Raw genomic sequence first — 17,199 nt, forward strand, 5'->3', positions numbered from 1 at the left:
GCGCTCAGTTGGCGCCTAGCAGGTTCGCGCTCTTGACCAGCGAGGACACGCGCTCCGAGTCGCGTTTGAGCAGGTCGGAGAATGCGACGGGACCGCGTTCCTGGGCGGCGGGCGCCTGTGCCGCCAATTGTTCCAGGCGGGTCTTGAACTCGGGAGTGTCTATGGCCTGCGACAGGGCGGCGGCCAGTTTGTCGACGACAGGCTGCGGCGTGCCGGCGGGCGCCACCAGACCGTTCCAGATGGCCAGGTCGAATTCGGGCAATCCACCCTCGGCAAAGGTGGGGATGTCCGGACTTTGCGCCAGGCGCGCGGTTCCGGTCACGGCAATGGCCTTGACGCGCTTGTCCTGATGCAGGGGCAGCATGGTCACGGTCTGGTCGATGACCCCATCAATCATGCCGCTCATCAAGTCGGTCAGCGCCGGGCCTGTGCCGCGGTAGGGGATGAGCTCGCCGCGCGCGTCGGCGAAGTGCAGGAACATGGCCTCGGCCAGATGCGCCGTGCTGCCCGGGCCGCTGGAGCCCAGGTTGAGCTTGACCGCGTTCACGTCGCGGATGCGCTTGAGCATGGCGGGCAGATCCTGGATGCCGCTCTTGTTGCTGACCGACAGCACCATGGGCACGGTCGCGACGATACCGATGGGCGCCAATTCCTTTTGCGGATCGTACTTGGCCTTGGGATGCAGATGCGGCAGGATCGCCAGGGACATGTTGTTGAAGGCCAGGGTGTAGCCGTCCGGTGCGCTCTTCTGCAGCTTCTGCATGCCGATAAGGCCGCCGGCTCCGCCGGAGTTTTCGACGACCACCGTCTGGCCCAGTTGTTTGGACAGCGACGTGGCCACCAGGCGGCCCAGCGTGTCGCTGGTGCCGCCGGGCGCGAAGGGCACGATGACCGTGATGGCGCGGCTGGGATAGTCCTGGGCGGCGGCGGGAGCGGCAAAGGCAGCTGCGGCCAGGACGGCGCACAGGATGGGGGTGATGCGTAGCATGGAGTGTCTCCTCGTATTTGCTTTTCTATGTGGGGATCGGCCTTGCCGTCAGCGCGACAACGCGCGGCAGACGGCCTGGGTCATGTCGGTGCAGCTTGCCGTGCCGCCCAGGTCGCGCGGCACGTGGTCGCCTTTGGCAAGCACTTGCTCGACCGCGCGCTCGATGCGTTGCGCGGATTCGGAGAGCGCGGCATCGGCATGCTTGTCGCCCAGCCAGCGCAGCATGAGCGCGCCCGACAGGATGGTGGCCAGCGGACTGGCGGCGTTCTGGCCGGCGATGTCGGGCGCGGAACCGTGCGCGCCCTGGAAGAGCCCGTGGGTATCGCCCAGTTCGGCGGAAGCCGACAGGCCCATGCCGCCTATCGTGGCGGCGCCCAGGTCGGAGATGATGTCGCCGAACATGTTTTCCGCCACGATCACGTCATAGAAGTCCGGCCGCTTGAGCATGTGCACCGTGATGGCGTCGGCATAGGCGTAATCGATTTCGACGTCGGGGTAGCTGGCGGCCACGTCGTCGCAGACCGCGCGGAAGAAGGCGTAGGTCCGCAGGATGTTGGCCTTGTCGCATACCGTGACGCGGCGCTTGCCGTCGCGCGGCGCGCCTGAGCGCTGGCGGGCCAGCTCAAAGGAAAAGCGGGCGACCCGTTCGATGCCCTTGCGGGTGACGACGATGGTGTCGGTGGCCACTTCATCGCGCAGCACGATCCCGCCGCCGCGGCTGGCGTAAAGGCCTTCGGTGTTCTCGCGCACGATGACGTAGTCGATCTGTCCCGGCTTGAAATGCTTGAGCGGCGAATCGACGCCTTGGTAAAGGCGGATCGGGCGCACGTTGGCGTACAGGTCCAGCCGGAAGCGCAGGCGCAGATGCAGGTCGTTTCCGACTTCGGTGCCATCGGGGTAGGTCACGCCGGGCATGCCCGCCGCGCCGTGCAGGATGGCGTCGGCCGCCTTGCAGGCCGCGTAGGTGTCGTCGGGCAGAACCTGGCCCGACCTGACGTAGTGGTCGGCGCCGCCGTCGTAGCTGCTGAATGAGAGCAGGCCGGCGCCGCAGGCTTCCTTCAGCACGGTGATTGCCGATTGGCAGACCTCCGGACCGATGCCATCGCCGTCGATGGTCGCAATTTCATACTTAGCCATGTCTGGCTGTCTCCTCGTGTAGGTTTCGAAATCGAAGGGACGGCCGCGCCCGGGACGCGGCCGTCAGGGCTTACCAGCTGGTCGATATGTACTTGGCTTCCATGAACTCCAGCAGGCCGTGGTGCGCGCCTTCGCGGCCCAGGCCGCTTTGCTTGACGCCGCCGAAGGGCGCTGCGGGATCCGATACCAGGCCGCGGTTCAGGGCGATCATGCCGCTTTCTATGCGTTCGGATACGCGCAGGCCGCGCGCCAGGTCGCGGGTATAGACGTATGCCACCAATCCGTATTCGGTGGCGTTGGCCAAGGCCACGGCCTCGTCCTCGGTATCGAAGGCCACGATGGGCGCCACGGGGCCGAAGATCTCTTCAGTCAGCAGGTCGGCGTCGGCGGGCACATCGACCAGCACGGTGGGCTCGTAGAAGTGGCCGGTGCGGTCCAGCCGCTTGCCGCCGGCCTTGATCCGCGCACCCTTGGCGACGGCGTCGGCCACCAACGATGCCACCTTGTCCACCGCGCCCGCATTGACCAAGGGACCGCATTGCGTGCCGGGATCGACGCCGTCGCCGGTCTTCAGCGCAGCCATGCGCGCGGCGAAGCGGGCGCTGAATTGTTCGACCGCGCCGCGCTGCACGTAGAAGCGATTGGCCGCCGTGCAGGCTTCGCCGCCATTGCGCATCTTGGCGATCATGGCGCCTTCCACGGCGGCATCGATGTCCGCGTCGTCGAAGACCAGGAACGGCGCGTTGCCGCCCAGCTCCATCGAGCAGCTGATGACGGAGTCCGCCGCCTTGCGCAGCAGTACGCGGCCCACTTCCGTCGAGCCGGTGAAGGAGAGCTTGCGCACGCGCGGGTCGTCCAGCACCGCGTTGGCGAACTTGCCCGCCGACGAAGTCGTCAATACGTTGACCACGCCCGCAGGCACGCCGGCTTCTTCCAGCAGGCGCATGACGGCGTAGGCGGTCAAGGGAGTCTCGGTGGCGGGCTTGAGGATGCAGGTGCAGCCGGCAGCCAGGGCGGGCGCGATCTTGCGGGTGGCCATGGCCGCGGGGAAGTTCCACGGCGTGACCAGCAGCGCGATGCCTATGGGCTGGTATTGCACGATGATGCGGCTGGCGCCGCCGGGCGACACGCTGATATCGCCGTTGATGCGCACCGCCTCCTCGGAAAACCAGCGGAAGAACTCGGCGGCGTAGGCGACCTCGCCGCGAGCGTCGGTCAGCGCCTTGCCGTTTTCCTGGGAAATCAGGCGCGCAAGACTGTCGGCGTCCCGCATCATCAGTTCATAGCACTTGCGCAGGATTTCGCCGCGCTGGCGGGCCGGCGTGGCAGCCCAGCCGGCGGCGGCGCGCGCGGCCGCATCCACGGCCGCGGCGGCGTCCTCGAGCGTCGCGTCCGCCACGCTGGCGATCACCTGTTCGGTGGACGGGTCGTATACGTCGATGCGACGGCCCGAGGTGGAGGCGCGCCAGGCGCCGTCGATGTAAAGGTCAGTGGACAGCTTGTTGGCCTCGATGGTCATGCGTCAGCTCCGGATGTGGGGGGAAGGCGGGTTGTCAAGATGCGCGAAACGATCCGTGCCCTGCATGGGCGGCGGCCACGATGGCGGCGATGCCGTCCTGGTCCAGCGGGCGCGGATTGTTCGTGACCAGGCGCGCGGCCAGCATGGATTGCGCGGCGATCCATTCGAGCTGGTCGGCGCGCACGCCCAGACCGGCCAGCGTCGCGGGGATGCCGATGCGCGAGAACAGTTCGTACACATGGCGCGGGGCGTTGGCGGCGAGGCGCGCGGGATCCGTTTCCGTGTCTCCCATTGCCGCCGAGATGGCCGCATAGTCGGCGCTGCAGGCGGTTGCATTGAAATCCATGACATAGGGCATCAGGGTGGCCACGCCCGCGCCGTGCGCCGTGTGCGTCAGCGCGCCGATCGGGTATTGGATGGCGTGCGCCGCCGCGGTGCCCGCCACGCCGAAGGCCAGGCCGGCGGCAAGCGCCGCGGCCATGACCTGGCCCCTGGCATGAAGGTCGGAGCCGTCGTCGACGGCGCGCGGCAGATAGGCAGCGAGCGCGCGGATGGCAATCAGCGCCTGCTGGTCGCTGAAGGCGTTCTTGCCGACGAATACGCGGGTCTGCGCAATGTCGGCATCCGGGCTGCGACGGACCGCGGTCAGCGCTTCGATGGCGTGGGTCAAGGCGTCGGCGCCGGCGATGGCAGTAAGTCCCTTGGGGCAGGTCAGTGTCAGTTCGGGATCGCAGATGGCGGTGTGGGGAATCAGGTGCGGGCTGGAGACGCCCACCTTCAGATCGCGAGCGCTGTCGGCCAGCACGGCGACGGGCGTGACCTCGGAGCCCGTGCCCGATGTGGTGGGTAGCGCGATCACGGGTATCGCCGGGCCGGGCACCTTGTATTCGCCGTAGTAATCGGAGGCCTTCCCGCCATGCGTCAGCAGTAGGCTGACGAGCTTGGCCATGTCCAGGCAACTACCGCCGCCCAATCCGACGACCACCTCTGGCTGGAATGCGCCGTGCGCCGCCACGCATTCGTAGACGCCCTCGACGGGCAGGTCCGGCTGGGTGCGGTCATACACCTGGACGCGCACGCCGGCGCTTTCCAGCGTGGCGAGCAGTGCGGACATCTCCGCCGTGGCGGCGAAGCGCTCGTCGGTGCAGATCAGCGCGCGCTGGCCGAGCGCGGCCGCGACGCGGCCCAGCGCAAGACGCTGTCCGTTTCCGAACAGCACGGCGCGCGGCGCGCGCATGATTCCAAACAATTCATTCATTGTGGATCCTTGAAGGAGAGTCTTGGGGAATTCAGGCGGTGCATTGCGCCAGGTCGAGGATGCGGCGCCAGACTTCGTCGGCCAGTTCGATGCCCGCATCCAGGCGCAGGCGGCGTTCGGCGCGCGCCCGATCGCCTGGCACCGCGACGGGCCGCTCGGGCAGCAGGGCGGGGCAGGCGCGGATGTCATCCAGGTATCTGGTGATGCGGTTGGCAATCACGCCGGACCCGGCCTCGATCGCAATGAAGACGTCGCCCTTGTTGCATATTTCGCTGGAATCCAGCGTGCCCTTGACGGCATTGCCCAGCGCGGATGCCGTCAGGCTGGCGACCAGCACCTCAAATGCCAGGCCCAGCGCGTAACCCTTGGCTTCGCCGAAGGGGGCCAGTGCGCCTGCCTTGGCAGCTTCGGCGTCCGTGGTGGGGTCGCCGGCGCCGTCGAGCGCCCAGCCGGGCTCGAGCGGCCGGCCATGGTTGGCGTAGTCGTGGATCTTGCCCATGGCGACCTGGCTGGTGGCCATGTCCAGCACGAACGGTTCGTCCGCGGTAGGCACGCCGATGGCGATCGGGTTGGTGCCGATCAGGGCGTGGCGGCCGCCCCAGGGATGGACCAGGGCCTCGCTGGTCGACAGGGCCAGGAGGATCTGGCCCTCGCGCGCCGCTTGCTCCGCGTAGAGCGCCAGCATGCCGATATGGTTGTTGTTGCTTACCGCCGCGATGGCGATTCCGGTCTCGCGGGCGCGTTCGCGGATCTGGTCCAGGGCTGCCAGCGCGATCACCGGACCCAGGCCGCGTTCACCATCCATGTCCAGGAAGGCAGGGGAGCGCCAGACGGCCGTGCCGCGGGTTTTCGGGTCGGCCACGCCGTTGCGGATGCGTTCGATGATGCGCGGCAGGCGCAGCAGGCCGTGGGACGCGCGGCCGCGCAATTCGGCTTCAAGCAGCAGGTCGGTCTGCGTCGCGGCGTGGTCGGCCGGGGTTCCGGCCAGTTCCAGCGCACGGATGCAGACCTTCCTTGCCTCCCCCATTTTTATCGTTGTCGTCATAGTGTCATTGAGTTGTTAAATCCGATCGGATCTGAAATACGATCTGATTTATGCTAACCTCGTAACAAATTGGACGTCAACACATTGTTGGCAAATCAGGGTGAAACAATCATGACGACGCTCTCTCGCGGTTCCGCAGCCGTACCCTCGACCACGCCGGCAGCCAGCCAGCGCCTGGGCGAGCGCGTGCGGTCCTTGGGCGATGAGGTCTATGAAACGCTGCTGTCGCAGCTCATTTCCTTGAAGATCGCGCCCGGCATGCGTATCGCGGTCGATGCGCTAGTGCGTGAACTGGGCGTGTCGCAAACGCCGATACGCGCCGCGCTGATCCGGCTTGAAACCGAAGGCCTCGTGGTCAAGACGCATCACGTGGGCTACAGCGCGGCGCCCATGCCTACGCGCAGACGCTTTGAGCAGATGTATGAACTGCGCTTGCAGCTGGAGCCATTCGGGGCGGGGTTGGCAGCGCAACGCATGACGGACGCATCGCTGCAGGAACTGGCCGCGCTGTCCGCGGCGATGAGCGCCCCGAGCGCCGATGACGCGCGCGTGGCCTATGGCAAATTCGCCGTGCTCGACGCGCAGTTCCACTCCTGGATCGCGGAACAGAGCGGCAATGAACTGCTTGCCGAAGCGCTGGCCCGGCTATACGCGCATACCCATCTGTTCCGGCTGCGCTTTCACTCGCGGGTCACGGAAGAGGCCGTGACCGAGCACGCGCGCATCGTGCGGGCGCTGAACGAGCGTAACGCCGAAGGCGCGCAAGAGGCCATGCGGGACCACATCCTGAGGTCGCGCGAGCGCATGGCGCCCTATTTCGAAATGCTGGATTAGCGCGCGGCGGGGCCGGGCTTTTGCTCGCGCAGGCTGATCCCGTCCCGTATCTTCCGGAAACCGGCCAGGGCCGAGGGCATGTCGTCGCGCGTCGTGGTGCAGCTCATGGCGACGCGCAGGGTAGCGGTATCCAGCAGGGCCTTGTATTCCAGCAGGGGCGTGCCGTCCAGTCTGGCGCCAGCGGGCGCGACATAGTCGGTGCCCCGGGCGCCTTGCAGCTCAAAGCCGCTGCGCTGCTCGGGCGATTCGCCCTGCGCGGCCAGGATCGTCTCGGCCGCGGCCATGCGCTGCGCGGCGGAGAGCGGCGCTTCGGCGCCGGGATGCGTCTTCAATGATTTGCGCGGCGTGCTGAAGCCGACGGCACACAGATAGCCGGCCGCGTCCGCGGCTTGCGGCGTGCCGCTGGCGCTGGCGATCTCGACCAGCACGTCGAATTCGTCGGACTTTCCGTGCTTCACGATCCGGTAGGCGGCAGGCACCGTCACGCCAAAGCCGCGCGCGGGATTGGCATAGCGGCGCTCGGCGTCGCTGGCGGGCGCGTCGACTATCTGGAACCGCACCGGCAGCATCAGGATTTCCCTGTCGGCCCGCATGTCGCTGGTGAACGCGGGCAGCGGACTGGCGCGCCGGACCATGCGCACCGCGGCCTTGTCGACCGCGACAACCCCCGAGGAACTGGCCAGCTCCACCGCGTCGATCCTGCCGTCGCGCAGCACGGTAAGGCGCAGGCGCAGGCTGAGCGGCCCGTCCAATTCGTATGCCTCTTTCGGCATTTCCAGATGGCTCTGCAGCTTGCGCACTGCGCCGGAGGTCCATTCGGCCTGGTTGGCAGGGGCCGAAAGCGCCGTGGACGCGCACACGGCGATGGCGGCCATGGTGCATGCGCGTAGCGGCCAGTTCATGCGGGCAAGTCTCCTGGGTATGCCGCGCCCGTCGCTTGGGCGCACCGGCGCAGCATAACCCGGGCGCGCCCGGCCTTCAGTCCTGCCCCAACGCCAGCTCGTCGAACAGCAGATCGCCGCCCATCTGCCCGCCCTTGAGCATCAGCTCGATGCCGTCGGTCACGGGGTCGTCGCTGCGAGTCAGGCTGACGGTGACGCCGGGCGCCAGCACGCAGCGGAACGCCAGGCCCCAGACGTCCAGGGCCAGGGTGGCCTGGCTGGAGGTGTCGCCGCCGGCGATGCCGATGCGCGACAGGGGCGCGCCGGCCTGCGCGCTGGCGCGCACGATGTCCGCCACCAGTTGTCCGGTGGCGCGGGCCGTCGCGGCGGTCTGATGCGCGGTGAGCGGCTGGTCGGGCCGGTCGGTGTGCGCCAGCACGTTGCGCCCCTGCGCCAGCGCGGCCGCGGCTTGCTGCGCCTGTTGCGCGGCATAGGCCGGATCCCGCAAGAGCCGTTCCGCCTGCAGCGGCTGGCGCTGGTATTGCCGGCACGCGGCGATCTGCCTGGCGGTGACGGGGGACAGGCTGCCGGCCACGACCAGCACGGGGCCCGAGGCGGCTTGCAGCGGCGTGGCCGTGGCGCTGGAGCCGCCGGCCGGCATGGCGCGGGCCAGCGCCTGCTGTACGCTGCTGGGGCCGACCGCCAGCACAGGCAGGCAGGTCGCCGCGCGCCAGAGGAGGCGGCCGATGATGGCAAGCTGTTCCTCGTCGACCAGGTCCAGCAGCAGCGGTCCGTCGCTGCTCTCGATGACCTGGTCCACCCAGTCGTCCAGCAGCGGCGCATCCGCCGCCCGCCGCAGGCGCGGATAGGCCGTGTGCGGCAGGGAGCGGATGTCCGCCAGGCCTTGCGCCGCCAGGTGCAGGCGCAGGTCGGCCTCGTGCATGGGGGTGACGGGATGCACGCTCATGACCGGGTGGCGGTCGATGCGATGGATCTCGGGCGCGGCGCCCGCGCGCGCGAACAGCTGGGCGAAGCTGCAATAGCGGCCGATGCTGGGCTGTCCGCCGACGATGGGCACCAGCGGGTTGGGCATGTGGCGGCGCAGCTCGCGCACGGCGGCGCCGATGCTGCCCACGTGCGGCGCGCTGTCGAAGGTGGAGCAGCACTTGTAGTGCAGCACGCGCACGCCGGCGCCCGCCATGTAGCGCCCCACGGCGTGCAGCTCGGCCTGCATGTCTGCCGGCGCCATGCCGCGCGCAGCACCCGCGATGCCGATGGCGTCCAGCGGTCCGGCGCGCCGCAGCTGTTCCCGCGTGGGCACGCCCAGGAACAGCAGGCTGCGCAGGCCGGCGCGCGCGGTTTCGGCCAGCGTGTCGGTGGCGCCAGTGAAGTCGTCGCCGTACCAGCCCAGCCGCGGCCGCGTTTCTTCCTGCGCCGCTGCGCTCATGCGCGTCCGCCGAAAAATTCGATGGCGCGCCGCAGTTCCGGCGCGTTGCGCGCGTAGTCTTCCAGGCGCTCGCCGTCGCGCATGGCCTGCCAGGCCTGGCGGATGCTGAGCACGCCGGCGGCGGGGCCGTCGGGGTGCGCCAGGATGCCGCCGCCGGACATGAACAGCAGGTCGTCGCTGCGCACGGCGGCCCAGGTGGCGGGCACGGTGCCGGCCCATTGGCCCGACGAGAACGCGGGCATGACGGGATCGTCGATCCCGGGGGTCAGCGAAGCCAGACAGTCGCGCGCGGACTCGACGACTTCGGTGTCTTCCTGGGCGAACTTGCCCTGCAGGCCGTGCACGTGCATATGGTCCACGCCGGCCAGGCGCCACAGCGTCTGGTAGGCCTGGAAGCCCACGCCCAGCATGGGGTGGCGCGACAGCGCGCCATAGCCGTTGCGGTGGCCGTGCAGCGCCAGCGGGGTGCCGCGGCGCAGGGTCTGGATGGCCGAGTAGCCGCAATGGTTCAGGCTGGCCATGACGCAGGCGCCGCCTTCGCGTTCGATCAGGTCGGCGTGGCGGCGCATGGCGTCGGTCTCGTCGCTGATGTTGAACGCCACCATGACCTGCCGCCCGGTGCGTTCGCGGTGCGCGCGCACCACCGCCATGACGGCGGCGACGCGTTGCGCCAGCGGCGCGTGGGCAGGGTTGGCGCAGACTTCGTCGTCCTTGATGAAGTCCACGCCCGCGGCGCACAGCTGCGCCGCCAGATGCGCGGTCTGCTCGGGCGACAGGCCCACGTTGGGCTTGATGATGGTGCCCACCAGCGGACCGCGCGCCACGCCCGTCAATTGCCGCGTGCCGGCGATGCCGACGCGCGGCATGTCGAACTGGGCGCGGTAGTTGGCCGGCAGCTCCATGCTTTCCAGGCGCAGCCCGGTGACTTCGCCCAGGTCGTACAGATTGCCGCCCACCGTGGCGGCCAGCGTCGGCAGGTTGGCGCCGACGTTGGCCACGGGAAAGGCGATGCGCACGCGGGCGCGCCGGTAGCGGCCGGGCATGCCGCCAGGCTGCCGCGCCAGCCAGGCGTTGGGCAGGCTGGGCGCTGACGCGGATTCCAGGGGCTCGATGGACTCGATGCGCGCCCGGGCGCGGGCGCGCAGCTCGTCGGTTTCGCCCTGCACCCGGGTGAAGGTGCCGCAGGATTGCTCGCCGGCCATGACCTCCGCGACCTTTGCGGGGTCCAGCGGGGTTTCGATCAGGTAGGTGGCGGTAAACGATTGGGAATTCATGGCGGCGGTGGCGGGTAAGGGGATCAGATCCGGTTCAGGTCGGGGAAGGGGCGCACGGGGTCCTTGCCGTCCCAATCCTGGGCGCTGTCTCGGATCAGGTCGAACAGGCGGCCCTTGGGGCCGGCTACTTCGGACAGCTCGATCACGGTGCCGGGGTGGTACTCGGTGTCGAAGTAGATGAAGCGGCCTTTCTCGCCCACTTCGCCGCTCATCTTGGGCTTGAAGCCCTGCGCCAGCAGGCGCTCCAGGTCGGCGTCGTAGCTTTCGGTCCAGTAGGCCACGTGCTGCAGCCCGGTGCGGCCGGCCTGCAGGAAGTCGCGGTACATGGAGGGCACGTCGTTGCGGGTCTGGATCAGCTCGACCTGCACGAAGCCGGAGTTCGCCAGCGCCACCGAGTTGTGCGGCTCGTGGCTTGCGCCGTCGTACTGGTAGTTGACGATGGGCACGCGCGGGTTGTAGTACCAGGGGCCGACGCCCAGCGTGGCGCTCCAGTAATCCATGGCGGCTTCGATGTCGTGCACCACATAACCGAGTTGGCGGATTTCGCCCAGGAAACGACTCATGATGGATTCTTTGCGGGAAAGGGATTGAGGATGTCGGGAGGGAGCGGCCCCGATGGGGCCGCGGACCTCACAGGAAACCGATGGAGAACCAGGGGAAGGCGGCGACGATCACCAGGCCCACGAGCAGCGCGGCGACGTAGCCCCAGATCGGGCCTATGCCTTCGTTGGGATCGACGCGGCTGATGGCGCAGGCGCCGTAGTAGCCCACGCCGAAAGGCGGCGCGAACAGGCCTATGCCCATGGCGAAGATCACCACCATGGCGTAGTGCACCTCGTGCACGCCGGCCTGCACCGCGATCGGGAACAGCAGCGGGCCGAACAGCACGATGGCGGGGATGCCTTCCAGCACGCTGCCCAGGATGATGAAGGCCACGATGGACACGGCCAGAAAGCCGTAGCTGCCGCCGGGCATGCCCGCCATCAGCTTCGCCAGGTCGCCGGAGAAGCCGGACTGCGTCAGCGCCCAGGCCATGGCCGTGGCGCAACCCACGATCAGCATGATGGCGCCGGACAGCGAGGCGGTCTCGATCAGCATGGGCTTCAATCTGGCCCAGTCGAAGCGCCGGTAGATCAGCAGGCCGACCACCGCCGAGTACACGATGCCTATGGTCGAGACCTCGGTGGCGGTGGCCACGCCTTCGACCACCGCGGCGCGGATCACGAAGGGCAGGGCCACGGCGGGCAGGGCAATGACGAAGAAGCGTCCGATCTCGCGGGCGCTAAAGCGCTGCGCCAGGCTCAGGTCTTCCTTGCGGTAGCGCCACCACACCACCGAGCACAGGGCCAGGCCCAGCACCACGGCCGGCAGCAGTCCGCCCGTGAAGAGCGCGGCGATGGACACGCCCGTGACCGAGCCGATGGTGATGAGCACGATCGATGGCGGAATGGTCTCGGTCTGCGCGCCGGTGGCCGACAGCAGCGCCACCAGGTCGCCGGGCTTGGCGCCGCGCTTCTGCATTTCCGGGAACAGCACGGGCGCGATGGCCGCCATGTCGGCGATCTTGGAGCCCGATATGCCGGACACCAGGTACATGGCGCCGATCAGCACATAGGACAGCCCGCCGCGCACATGTCCCAGCAGGCTGGCCAGGAACTGGATCATGGCGCGCGCCATGCCGGTCATCTCGATCAGCGAGCCCAGGAAGATGAACAGCGGCACCGCCAGCAGCATCAGGTGCGACATGCCTTCGTCCAGCCTGCCCACCATCACTACCATCGGCGTGTTGGTGGTCAGGGCCAGGTAGGAGAACGTGGCCAGCGCGAAGGAGAACGCGATCGGCACGCCCGAGAACACCGTGGCGGCGACGATGCCCACGAAGAAGATCAGCAGGTTCAGCTTGCCCAGCGAGCCGAACAGCGGCTGAGCCACCCAGAACAGCGCGACGACCGCCGCAGCTCCCGCCAGCGCCGCCAGCATCTGCGGCGCGGTCTGCGTGCGCAAGAGGCGCAGCAGCGCCACCACCGCCATCAGTCCCATGCCCACGGGAATCGCGGCGGCGCGCCAGGCGTTGCTCAGCTCCAGCGCGGGCGTGATGATGAAGTGTTCTTCATGCGCGTATTCCACGGCGGGCGCCAGGATCAGCGCCAGGAAGGCCAGCGAGGCTGCCAGCGCCAGCGTTTCCAGCTGGGCGCGGCGCGCGGGGCTGACGTTGTTGACCAGCGCGGTCATCCGCATGTGCTCGCCGCGCCGCAGGGCGACCACCGCGCCCAGCATGGACAGCCACAGGAACAGGATGGATGCCAGCTCATCGGACCAGACCAGCGGGCTGTGGAAGGCGTAGCGCGCCACCACCCCCGCGAACAGCACGGCGATCTCGACCAGCACGATGGCCGCGGCCACGTGTTCGACCACGCTGCCCAGCAGCGCGTCGAGAGCCCCGGCGGCGCGGCGCAAGGGATGTGCGGGCAGCGCCTGCGGCGCGGCGTGGGGAGCGGACAGGGAGGACATGGCGCGCTCTCAGGCCAGCTTGCCGACGGCCTGCTCCAGCAGGGTCCAGGCCTCGTTGCCGAAGCGGCCCTGCCATTCCTTGTAGAAGCCGGCGCTGCGCAACTGTTCGCGGAAGCTGTCGGCCGACGGCTGGTTGAACAGCAGGCCTCGGCCTTCCAGGTCCGACTGTACCGAGGCGTTGAGTTTCTTGATGTCTTCGCGCTGGGCCAGGCCGGCTTCGTTGATGCCGCGCGCCACCACTGTCTTCAGGTCCTGCGGCAGGCCTTCCCACATGCGGCCGTTGGCGATGAACCAGTAGCCGTCCCAGATGTGGTTGGTGAGCGAGCAGTACTTCTGCACTTCGTACAGCTTGGCCACCTGGATGATGGGCAGGGGATTTTCCTGCGCGTCCACCACCTTGGTCTGCAGCGAGGAATAGACCTCGCTGAACTGCAGGCTGGCGGGGGCGGCGCCCAGGCCCTTGAACATGGAGATCGGCAGCGAGCTGACCGGCACGCGGATCTTCAGGCCGTCCATGTCGGCGGCGGACTTGACCGGCGCCTTGCTGCTGGTGGTCTGGCGAAAGCCGTTGTCCCACATTTTCTCGAAGGCATAGAGGCGGCGCTGCGCGATGGCCGCCCGCACATGCGCGCCGAGCGCGCCGTCCATGGCGCTCCAGACCTGGTTGTAGTCCTTGAAGGCGAAGCCCACCGCGTTGATCGCCGCCACCGGCACCAGGGTCGCGATGACCAGCGCGGACGGCGTGAAGAAGTCGATGCCGCCCGAGCGCACCTGGGCCAGCATGTCGGTGTCCCCGCCCAACTGGTTGTTCGGGAAGATCTTGATGTTCACGCGGCCGTTGCTTTCCTTGAGGATGCGTTCGGCGGCTTCCTGGGCGCGGATGTTCAGCGGATGCGTGACCGGCAGATTGTTGCCGTACTTGAGGGTGTAGTCGGCCGCACGGGCGATCAGCGGAAAGCCCGAGGCGAGGGCGACGGCGGGAACCGCGCAAAGGCGGCGCAGGGCGCTACGGCGTGTCAGCAGCTTCATGCTTGTCTCCATAATCTTGGTTATGATGTTTTTTGATGTGCCACAACAGCGCCATTACCATGCGGCAGAATGGACAATAGTGAATCGGCGCTAACATCGTCAAACCGGTTTAATGATGGATTTTGATGTGAATCGAACGCCTCCCGAACGCAAGCTGGCGCGCCTGGTCGATGTGGCGGAACGCGCTGGAGTGTCCACCGCCACGGCCGACCGGGTCCTGAACCGCAGGCCCGGCGTGCGCGCCAGCACCGCCCAGAAAGTCTTCAAGGCGGCCATCGAGCTGGACTATCTGCCGGAACAGGAGGTCCGCGCGGCCGCGACGCCCGAACCCCTGCGGCTGGTGTTCCTGCTGCCGCGCGGCAGCAACCGCTACCTGCGCATGCTGGGCGATACCGTCAGCTATGCGCAGGAGCACTTCGGGCCGCTCAACGCCAGGTGCCAGGTCGAGTACGTGGAGAGCTTCAATCCGGACGCGCTCGCGCAGGCCCTGGCCAAACACGGCAAGCGCGCCGACGGCATCGCGTTCATGGCGCTGGAGCACCCGGCGGTGCGCGAGGCCGTCAACCTGCTGGCGCAGCAAGGCGTGCCTGCGGTGACGCTGATTTCCGACCTGGCCAATAGCGCCCGCGTGGCCTATGTAGGCCTGGACAACCGCGCCGCCGGCCGCACCGCGGGCTACCTGATAGCCCGCTTCATCGGCTCTCGCGCGGCGCATGTGGCGCTGATCGCCGGATCGCGCCACTACCGCGCCCACGAAGAGCGCGAAGGCGGCTTCCTGCAGCTGTACGCCGAACAGTTCCAGGCCATGCAGGTGGTGGACTTGCGCGAAGGCTACGACGATGCCCAGCGCAACTACGAGCAGACCCGCCAACTGCTGGAGCAGTATCCCCAGCTCGCCGGCATCTACAACATCGGCGGTGCCTCCGACGGCGTGGCGCGCGCATTGAAGGAAGCGGGGCAGCAGCACCGGGTCGTCTTCATCGGCCACGGCCTCACGCCCGACACCCGCGCGCTGCTGATCGACGGCACCATGGACGCGGTCATCACGCAAAGCCCGATGGAAGCGCTGATGAGCTGCGTGCGCATCTTCTGCAATCTGCGCGACAAGCGCAGCCCGATGAACGGCGTGGAGCTGGCGCGCAGCCAGGTGATCTTCCGGGAAAACCTGCCCTAGGCGGAAAAGTCGGGAGTAACCCTGACTGCGGGGGCGTTATGCAAACTATGCATGAGGCCCCCGGGCGCGGTCCCTATACTGCCTCGCATTCAGTCTGACGGCGCGGCGGTTGCGATGGATCTACGTTGGTTCCAGGATTTTCTGACTTTGGCGGAATGCGGGCAGTTCACCACGGCGGCCGAACTGCGGCATGTGTCGCAGTCGGCGTTCAGCCGGCGCATCCAGTCCCTGGAAACCTGGGCGGGCGCCGCGCTGATCGACCGGGGCTGCTTTCCCTTGCGGTTGACGGCGGCGGGCGAGCAGTTCCGTTCCAACGCCGCCGAGATCGTGCGCAAGGTGGTGGATGCGCGCGGCGAGGCCGGCGTCACCGGCCATGACGGCGCGGTCCTCAGAGTCGCCATGCCGCATTGCCTGGCAACCTCGCACTTTCCGAGCTGGTGCGTCCGCTGGAAGGAAGAGAGCGGCGTCGAGTCGTTGCGCCTGCATGTGGGCAATGTGCACGATTCGGTCGAGTGGCTGGCGGCCGGCGTGGTGGACCTGCTGGTGTGCTTTCGCCACGCCGCCGAAGACATACAGCTGGACCCGCAAGCCTATATGCGGACCGGCATGGAGCCCGACTTCCTGCGCTTGTTCCGCCCCGCCGCCATGCCGGTGGACGAGACGGCGCTGTACGCCGCCGATTCCCAGGCGCGCTATCCCTATGTGTCGCATGCCCAGGGCGCCTACTTCCGGCGCCTGGTCGATATGTCTTGCGGCGACCTGCTGCAGCGCCCGGTCCTGCAGCGCGTCTGCGAAACCGATTTCGTCGATGGCGCCCGCACGCTGGTCAGCGCCGGCGTCGGGCTGGCGTGGCTGCCGGAGTCCAGCGCCCGGGTGTCGGTGGATGCCGGGCAGATCGTCGCGATCAAGGACAGGCGCTGCGCCATTCCGATGCAGATCTGCATGTATGCGCGCCGCCAGGGGCCGGCCCAGGAGCCGGTGGAGCGCGTGTTCAACCTCTATACCCAACGTTGACTGGGTCGCGTCCGCGCCTCCCGCCATGGCCGGGAGACGGGCGCGCTCGGCCGCGAGTCCTGTGCAGCACCCCATCAGTACATGAATCCCAAGGAGAAAAGCATGGCACTTTCCAGCAAGGCATTGATCGCGGCATTGACGATTGCGATGGCGGGCCCCGCCGCGGCCCAGCAACTGGACGGCACGCTGAAGAAGGTCGCGGACACCGGCGCGATCACCATCGGCCATCGCGAGACCTCGATCCCGTTTTCCTACTATGACGGCAACCAGAAGCCCGTCGGCTACTCCATCGACATCTGCGAGCGCATCGTCAGTGCGGTGCAGGCCCGTCTGAAGCGCAGCGACATCCAGGTGAAATACCTGCCCGTCACCTCGGCCACGCGCATTCCGTTGATGGGCAACGGCACCATAGACCTGGAATGCGCCTCGACTTCCAACACCCTGGACCGCCAGCAGCAGGTGGCGTTCTCGGTCACGACCTTCGTCACCGGCAATCGGTTCCTCAGCCAGAAGTCTTCCAAGTTGCGCAGCGTCGATGATCTGAAGGGCAAGGTCGTGGCCTCGACCTCCGGGACCGCGAACATCCGTCAGATCAACGAGCTGAACGAAAAGCGCGGGCTGGGCATGAGAATCGTGCCCGTGAAGGAGCACGCGGAAGGCTTTCTGATGGTCGAGACCGGCCGCGCCGCCGCCTTCGTCATGGACGACATCCTGCTGTACGGCCTGATCGCCAACGCCAAGCAGCCGGACCGCTACGAGGTGTCCGACGAGTCGCTGTCGATCGAACCCTACGCCATCATGCTGCGCCGCGACGATCCGCAGTTCAAGGCGCTGGTGGACGACACCATCAAGGCTCTCTATGCCGGCGGCGAGTTCCAGGCTCTGTATGACCGCTGGTACCGCAGCCCGCTGCCGCCCAAGGGCATCAACCTGAACGTGGCGATGAGCGAGGCGCTCAAGCGCGTGGTCGCCGCGCCCACCGATTCGGGCGATCCCGCCGCCTACCGCTAGGCGCCGTACCTGACGTAATACGCCGATGCGCGGCCCCGGCCCCGGGGCCGGGACCCCGCGCGGCCTGATCATCGAGA

The 17,199-nt window shown here is 68.0% G+C and carries 15 protein-coding genes; 4 read left to right on the plus strand and 11 right to left on the minus strand.

Annotated features, from left to right (window positions below; genetic code table 11):
- Window positions 1–4 precede the first annotated feature (4 nt).
- The 5 genes from FOC84_RS26085 to FOC84_RS26105 form a co-directional block, all read right to left on the minus strand.
- Entirely contained in the window at window positions 5–988 is a 984-nt protein-coding gene (locus FOC84_RS26085; protein WP_173147333.1) for a Bug family tripartite tricarboxylate transporter substrate binding protein, read from the minus strand.
- Between the two features lie 48 nt (window positions 989–1,036).
- A complete protein-coding gene (locus FOC84_RS26090; protein WP_173147335.1) occupies window positions 1,037–2,125 on the minus strand; it encodes an isocitrate/isopropylmalate dehydrogenase family protein in 1,089 nt (362 codons plus the stop codon).
- A 70-nt stretch (window positions 2,126–2,195) separates the two neighbouring features.
- A complete protein-coding gene (locus tag FOC84_RS26095) occupies window positions 2,196–3,644 on the minus strand; it encodes an NAD-dependent succinate-semialdehyde dehydrogenase (protein ID WP_173147337.1) in 1,449 nt (482 codons plus the stop codon).
- Window positions 3,645–3,678: 34 nt separating this feature from the next.
- Window positions 3,679–4,902 (minus strand): iron-containing alcohol dehydrogenase, encoded by a 1,224-nt coding sequence (locus FOC84_RS26100; RefSeq protein WP_173147339.1) that lies wholly within the window; start codon window positions 4,900–4,902, stop codon window positions 3,679–3,681.
- Between the two features lie 31 nt (window positions 4,903–4,933).
- Window positions 4,934–5,929 (minus strand): Ldh family oxidoreductase, encoded by a 996-nt coding sequence (locus tag FOC84_RS26105; protein WP_173147341.1) that lies wholly within the window; start codon window positions 5,927–5,929, stop codon window positions 4,934–4,936.
- 129 nt (window positions 5,930–6,058) lie between these two features.
- Here FOC84_RS26105 and FOC84_RS26110 point away from each other — a divergent pair, with 129 nt between their 5' ends.
- Window positions 6,059–6,781 carry a GntR family transcriptional regulator gene (locus FOC84_RS26110; RefSeq protein WP_173147343.1) on the plus strand — a complete coding sequence of 241 codons (723 nt, stop codon included), beginning with the start codon at window positions 6,059–6,061 and terminating at the stop codon, window positions 6,779–6,781.
- On the opposite strand, the gene FOC84_RS26115 is transcribed toward FOC84_RS26110, so the two are convergent.
- From FOC84_RS26115 to FOC84_RS26140, 6 genes are all read right to left on the minus strand, one after another.
- Window positions 6,778–7,683 carry an energy transducer TonB family protein gene (locus FOC84_RS26115; RefSeq protein WP_173147345.1) on the minus strand — a complete coding sequence of 302 codons (906 nt, stop codon included), beginning with the start codon at window positions 7,681–7,683 and terminating at the stop codon, window positions 6,778–6,780. The genes FOC84_RS26110 and FOC84_RS26115 overlap by 4 nt on opposite strands.
- Before the next feature lie 76 nt (window positions 7,684–7,759).
- Complete coding sequence (locus FOC84_RS26120) at window positions 7,760–9,109, minus strand: four-carbon acid sugar kinase family protein (RefSeq protein ID WP_173147347.1); 1,350 nt, start codon at window positions 9,107–9,109, stop codon at window positions 7,760–7,762.
- Window positions 9,106–10,383 carry a ribulose-bisphosphate carboxylase large subunit family protein gene (locus FOC84_RS26125; protein WP_173147349.1) on the minus strand — a complete coding sequence of 426 codons (1,278 nt, stop codon included), beginning with the start codon at window positions 10,381–10,383 and terminating at the stop codon, window positions 9,106–9,108. Before FOC84_RS26125 ends, FOC84_RS26120 begins: the two co-directional genes overlap by 4 nt.
- Window positions 10,384–10,406: 23 nt before the next feature.
- A complete protein-coding gene (locus FOC84_RS26130; RefSeq protein WP_173147351.1) occupies window positions 10,407–10,946 on the minus strand; it encodes a VOC family protein in 540 nt (179 codons plus the stop codon).
- Between the two features lie 67 nt (window positions 10,947–11,013).
- Window positions 11,014–12,894, minus strand: a complete 1,881-nt coding sequence (locus tag FOC84_RS26135) for a TRAP transporter large permease (RefSeq protein WP_173147353.1) — start codon at window positions 12,892–12,894, stop codon at window positions 11,014–11,016.
- A gap of 9 nt (window positions 12,895–12,903) precedes the next feature.
- Window positions 12,904–13,923, minus strand: coding sequence for a TRAP transporter substrate-binding protein (locus tag FOC84_RS26140; RefSeq protein WP_173147355.1), 1,020 nt, complete (start codon window positions 13,921–13,923; stop codon window positions 12,904–12,906).
- 112 nt (window positions 13,924–14,035) lie between these two features.
- Here FOC84_RS26140 and FOC84_RS26145 point away from each other — a divergent pair, with 112 nt between their 5' ends.
- The 3 genes from FOC84_RS26145 (at window position 14,036) to FOC84_RS26155 (ending at window position 17,122) form a co-directional block, all read left to right on the plus strand.
- Window positions 14,036–15,097 (plus strand): LacI family DNA-binding transcriptional regulator, encoded by a 1,062-nt coding sequence (locus FOC84_RS26145; RefSeq protein WP_173147357.1) that lies wholly within the window; start codon window positions 14,036–14,038, stop codon window positions 15,095–15,097.
- Between the two features lie 114 nt (window positions 15,098–15,211).
- Window positions 15,212–16,111 carry a LysR family transcriptional regulator gene (locus FOC84_RS26150; protein WP_173147359.1) on the plus strand — a complete coding sequence of 300 codons (900 nt, stop codon included), beginning with the start codon at window positions 15,212–15,214 and terminating at the stop codon, window positions 16,109–16,111.
- Window positions 16,112–16,213: 102 nt separating this feature from the next.
- Window positions 16,214–17,122: a transporter substrate-binding domain-containing protein gene (locus FOC84_RS26155; RefSeq protein ID WP_173147361.1), complete on the plus strand. Its 909-nt coding sequence runs from the start codon at window positions 16,214–16,216 to the stop codon at window positions 17,120–17,122.
- Window positions 17,123–17,199: the final 77 nt, after the last annotated feature.

The organism is Achromobacter pestifer, assembly GCF_013267355.1.
GTDB lineage: Bacteria > Pseudomonadota > Gammaproteobacteria > Burkholderiales > Burkholderiaceae_B > Achromobacter > Achromobacter pestifer_A.

Excerpts from the sequence above, each read along its gene's own strand:
- FOC84_RS26135 (WP_173147353.1), bottom strand. The coding sequence starts at position 12,894 with ATGTCCTCCCTGTCCGCTCCCCACGCCGCGCCGCAGGCGCTGCCCGCA.
- FOC84_RS26105 (WP_173147341.1), bottom strand. The coding sequence starts at position 5,929 with ATGGGGGAGGCAAGGAAGGTCTGCATCCGTGCGCTGGAACTGGCCGGA.
- FOC84_RS26115 (WP_173147345.1), bottom strand. The coding sequence starts at position 7,683 with ATGAACTGGCCGCTACGCGCATGCACCATGGCCGCCATCGCCGTGTGC.
- FOC84_RS26155 (WP_173147361.1), top strand. The coding sequence starts at position 16,214 with ATGGCACTTTCCAGCAAGGCATTGATCGCGGCATTGACGATTGCGATG.
- FOC84_RS26090 (WP_173147335.1), bottom strand. The coding sequence starts at position 2,125 with ATGGCTAAGTATGAAATTGCGACCATCGACGGCGATGGCATCGGTCCG.
- FOC84_RS26100 (WP_173147339.1), bottom strand. The coding sequence starts at position 4,902 with ATGAATGAATTGTTTGGAATCATGCGCGCGCCGCGCGCCGTGCTGTTC.
- FOC84_RS26150 (WP_173147359.1), top strand. The coding sequence starts at position 15,212 with ATGGATCTACGTTGGTTCCAGGATTTTCTGACTTTGGCGGAATGCGGG.
- FOC84_RS26110 (WP_173147343.1), top strand. The coding sequence starts at position 6,059 with ATGACGACGCTCTCTCGCGGTTCCGCAGCCGTACCCTCGACCACGCCG.
- FOC84_RS26085 (WP_173147333.1), bottom strand. The coding sequence starts at position 988 with ATGCTACGCATCACCCCCATCCTGTGCGCCGTCCTGGCCGCAGCTGCC.
- FOC84_RS26125 (WP_173147349.1), bottom strand. The coding sequence starts at position 10,383 with ATGAATTCCCAATCGTTTACCGCCACCTACCTGATCGAAACCCCGCTG.
- FOC84_RS26145 (WP_173147357.1), top strand. The coding sequence starts at position 14,036 with ATGATGGATTTTGATGTGAATCGAACGCCTCCCGAACGCAAGCTGGCG.
- FOC84_RS26140 (WP_173147355.1), bottom strand. The coding sequence starts at position 13,923 with ATGAAGCTGCTGACACGCCGTAGCGCCCTGCGCCGCCTTTGCGCGGTT.
- FOC84_RS26095 (WP_173147337.1), bottom strand. The coding sequence starts at position 3,644 with ATGACCATCGAGGCCAACAAGCTGTCCACTGACCTTTACATCGACGGC.
- FOC84_RS26130 (WP_173147351.1), bottom strand. The coding sequence starts at position 10,946 with ATGAGTCGTTTCCTGGGCGAAATCCGCCAACTCGGTTATGTGGTGCAC.
- FOC84_RS26120 (WP_173147347.1), bottom strand. The coding sequence starts at position 9,109 with ATGAGCGCAGCGGCGCAGGAAGAAACGCGGCCGCGGCTGGGCTGGTAC.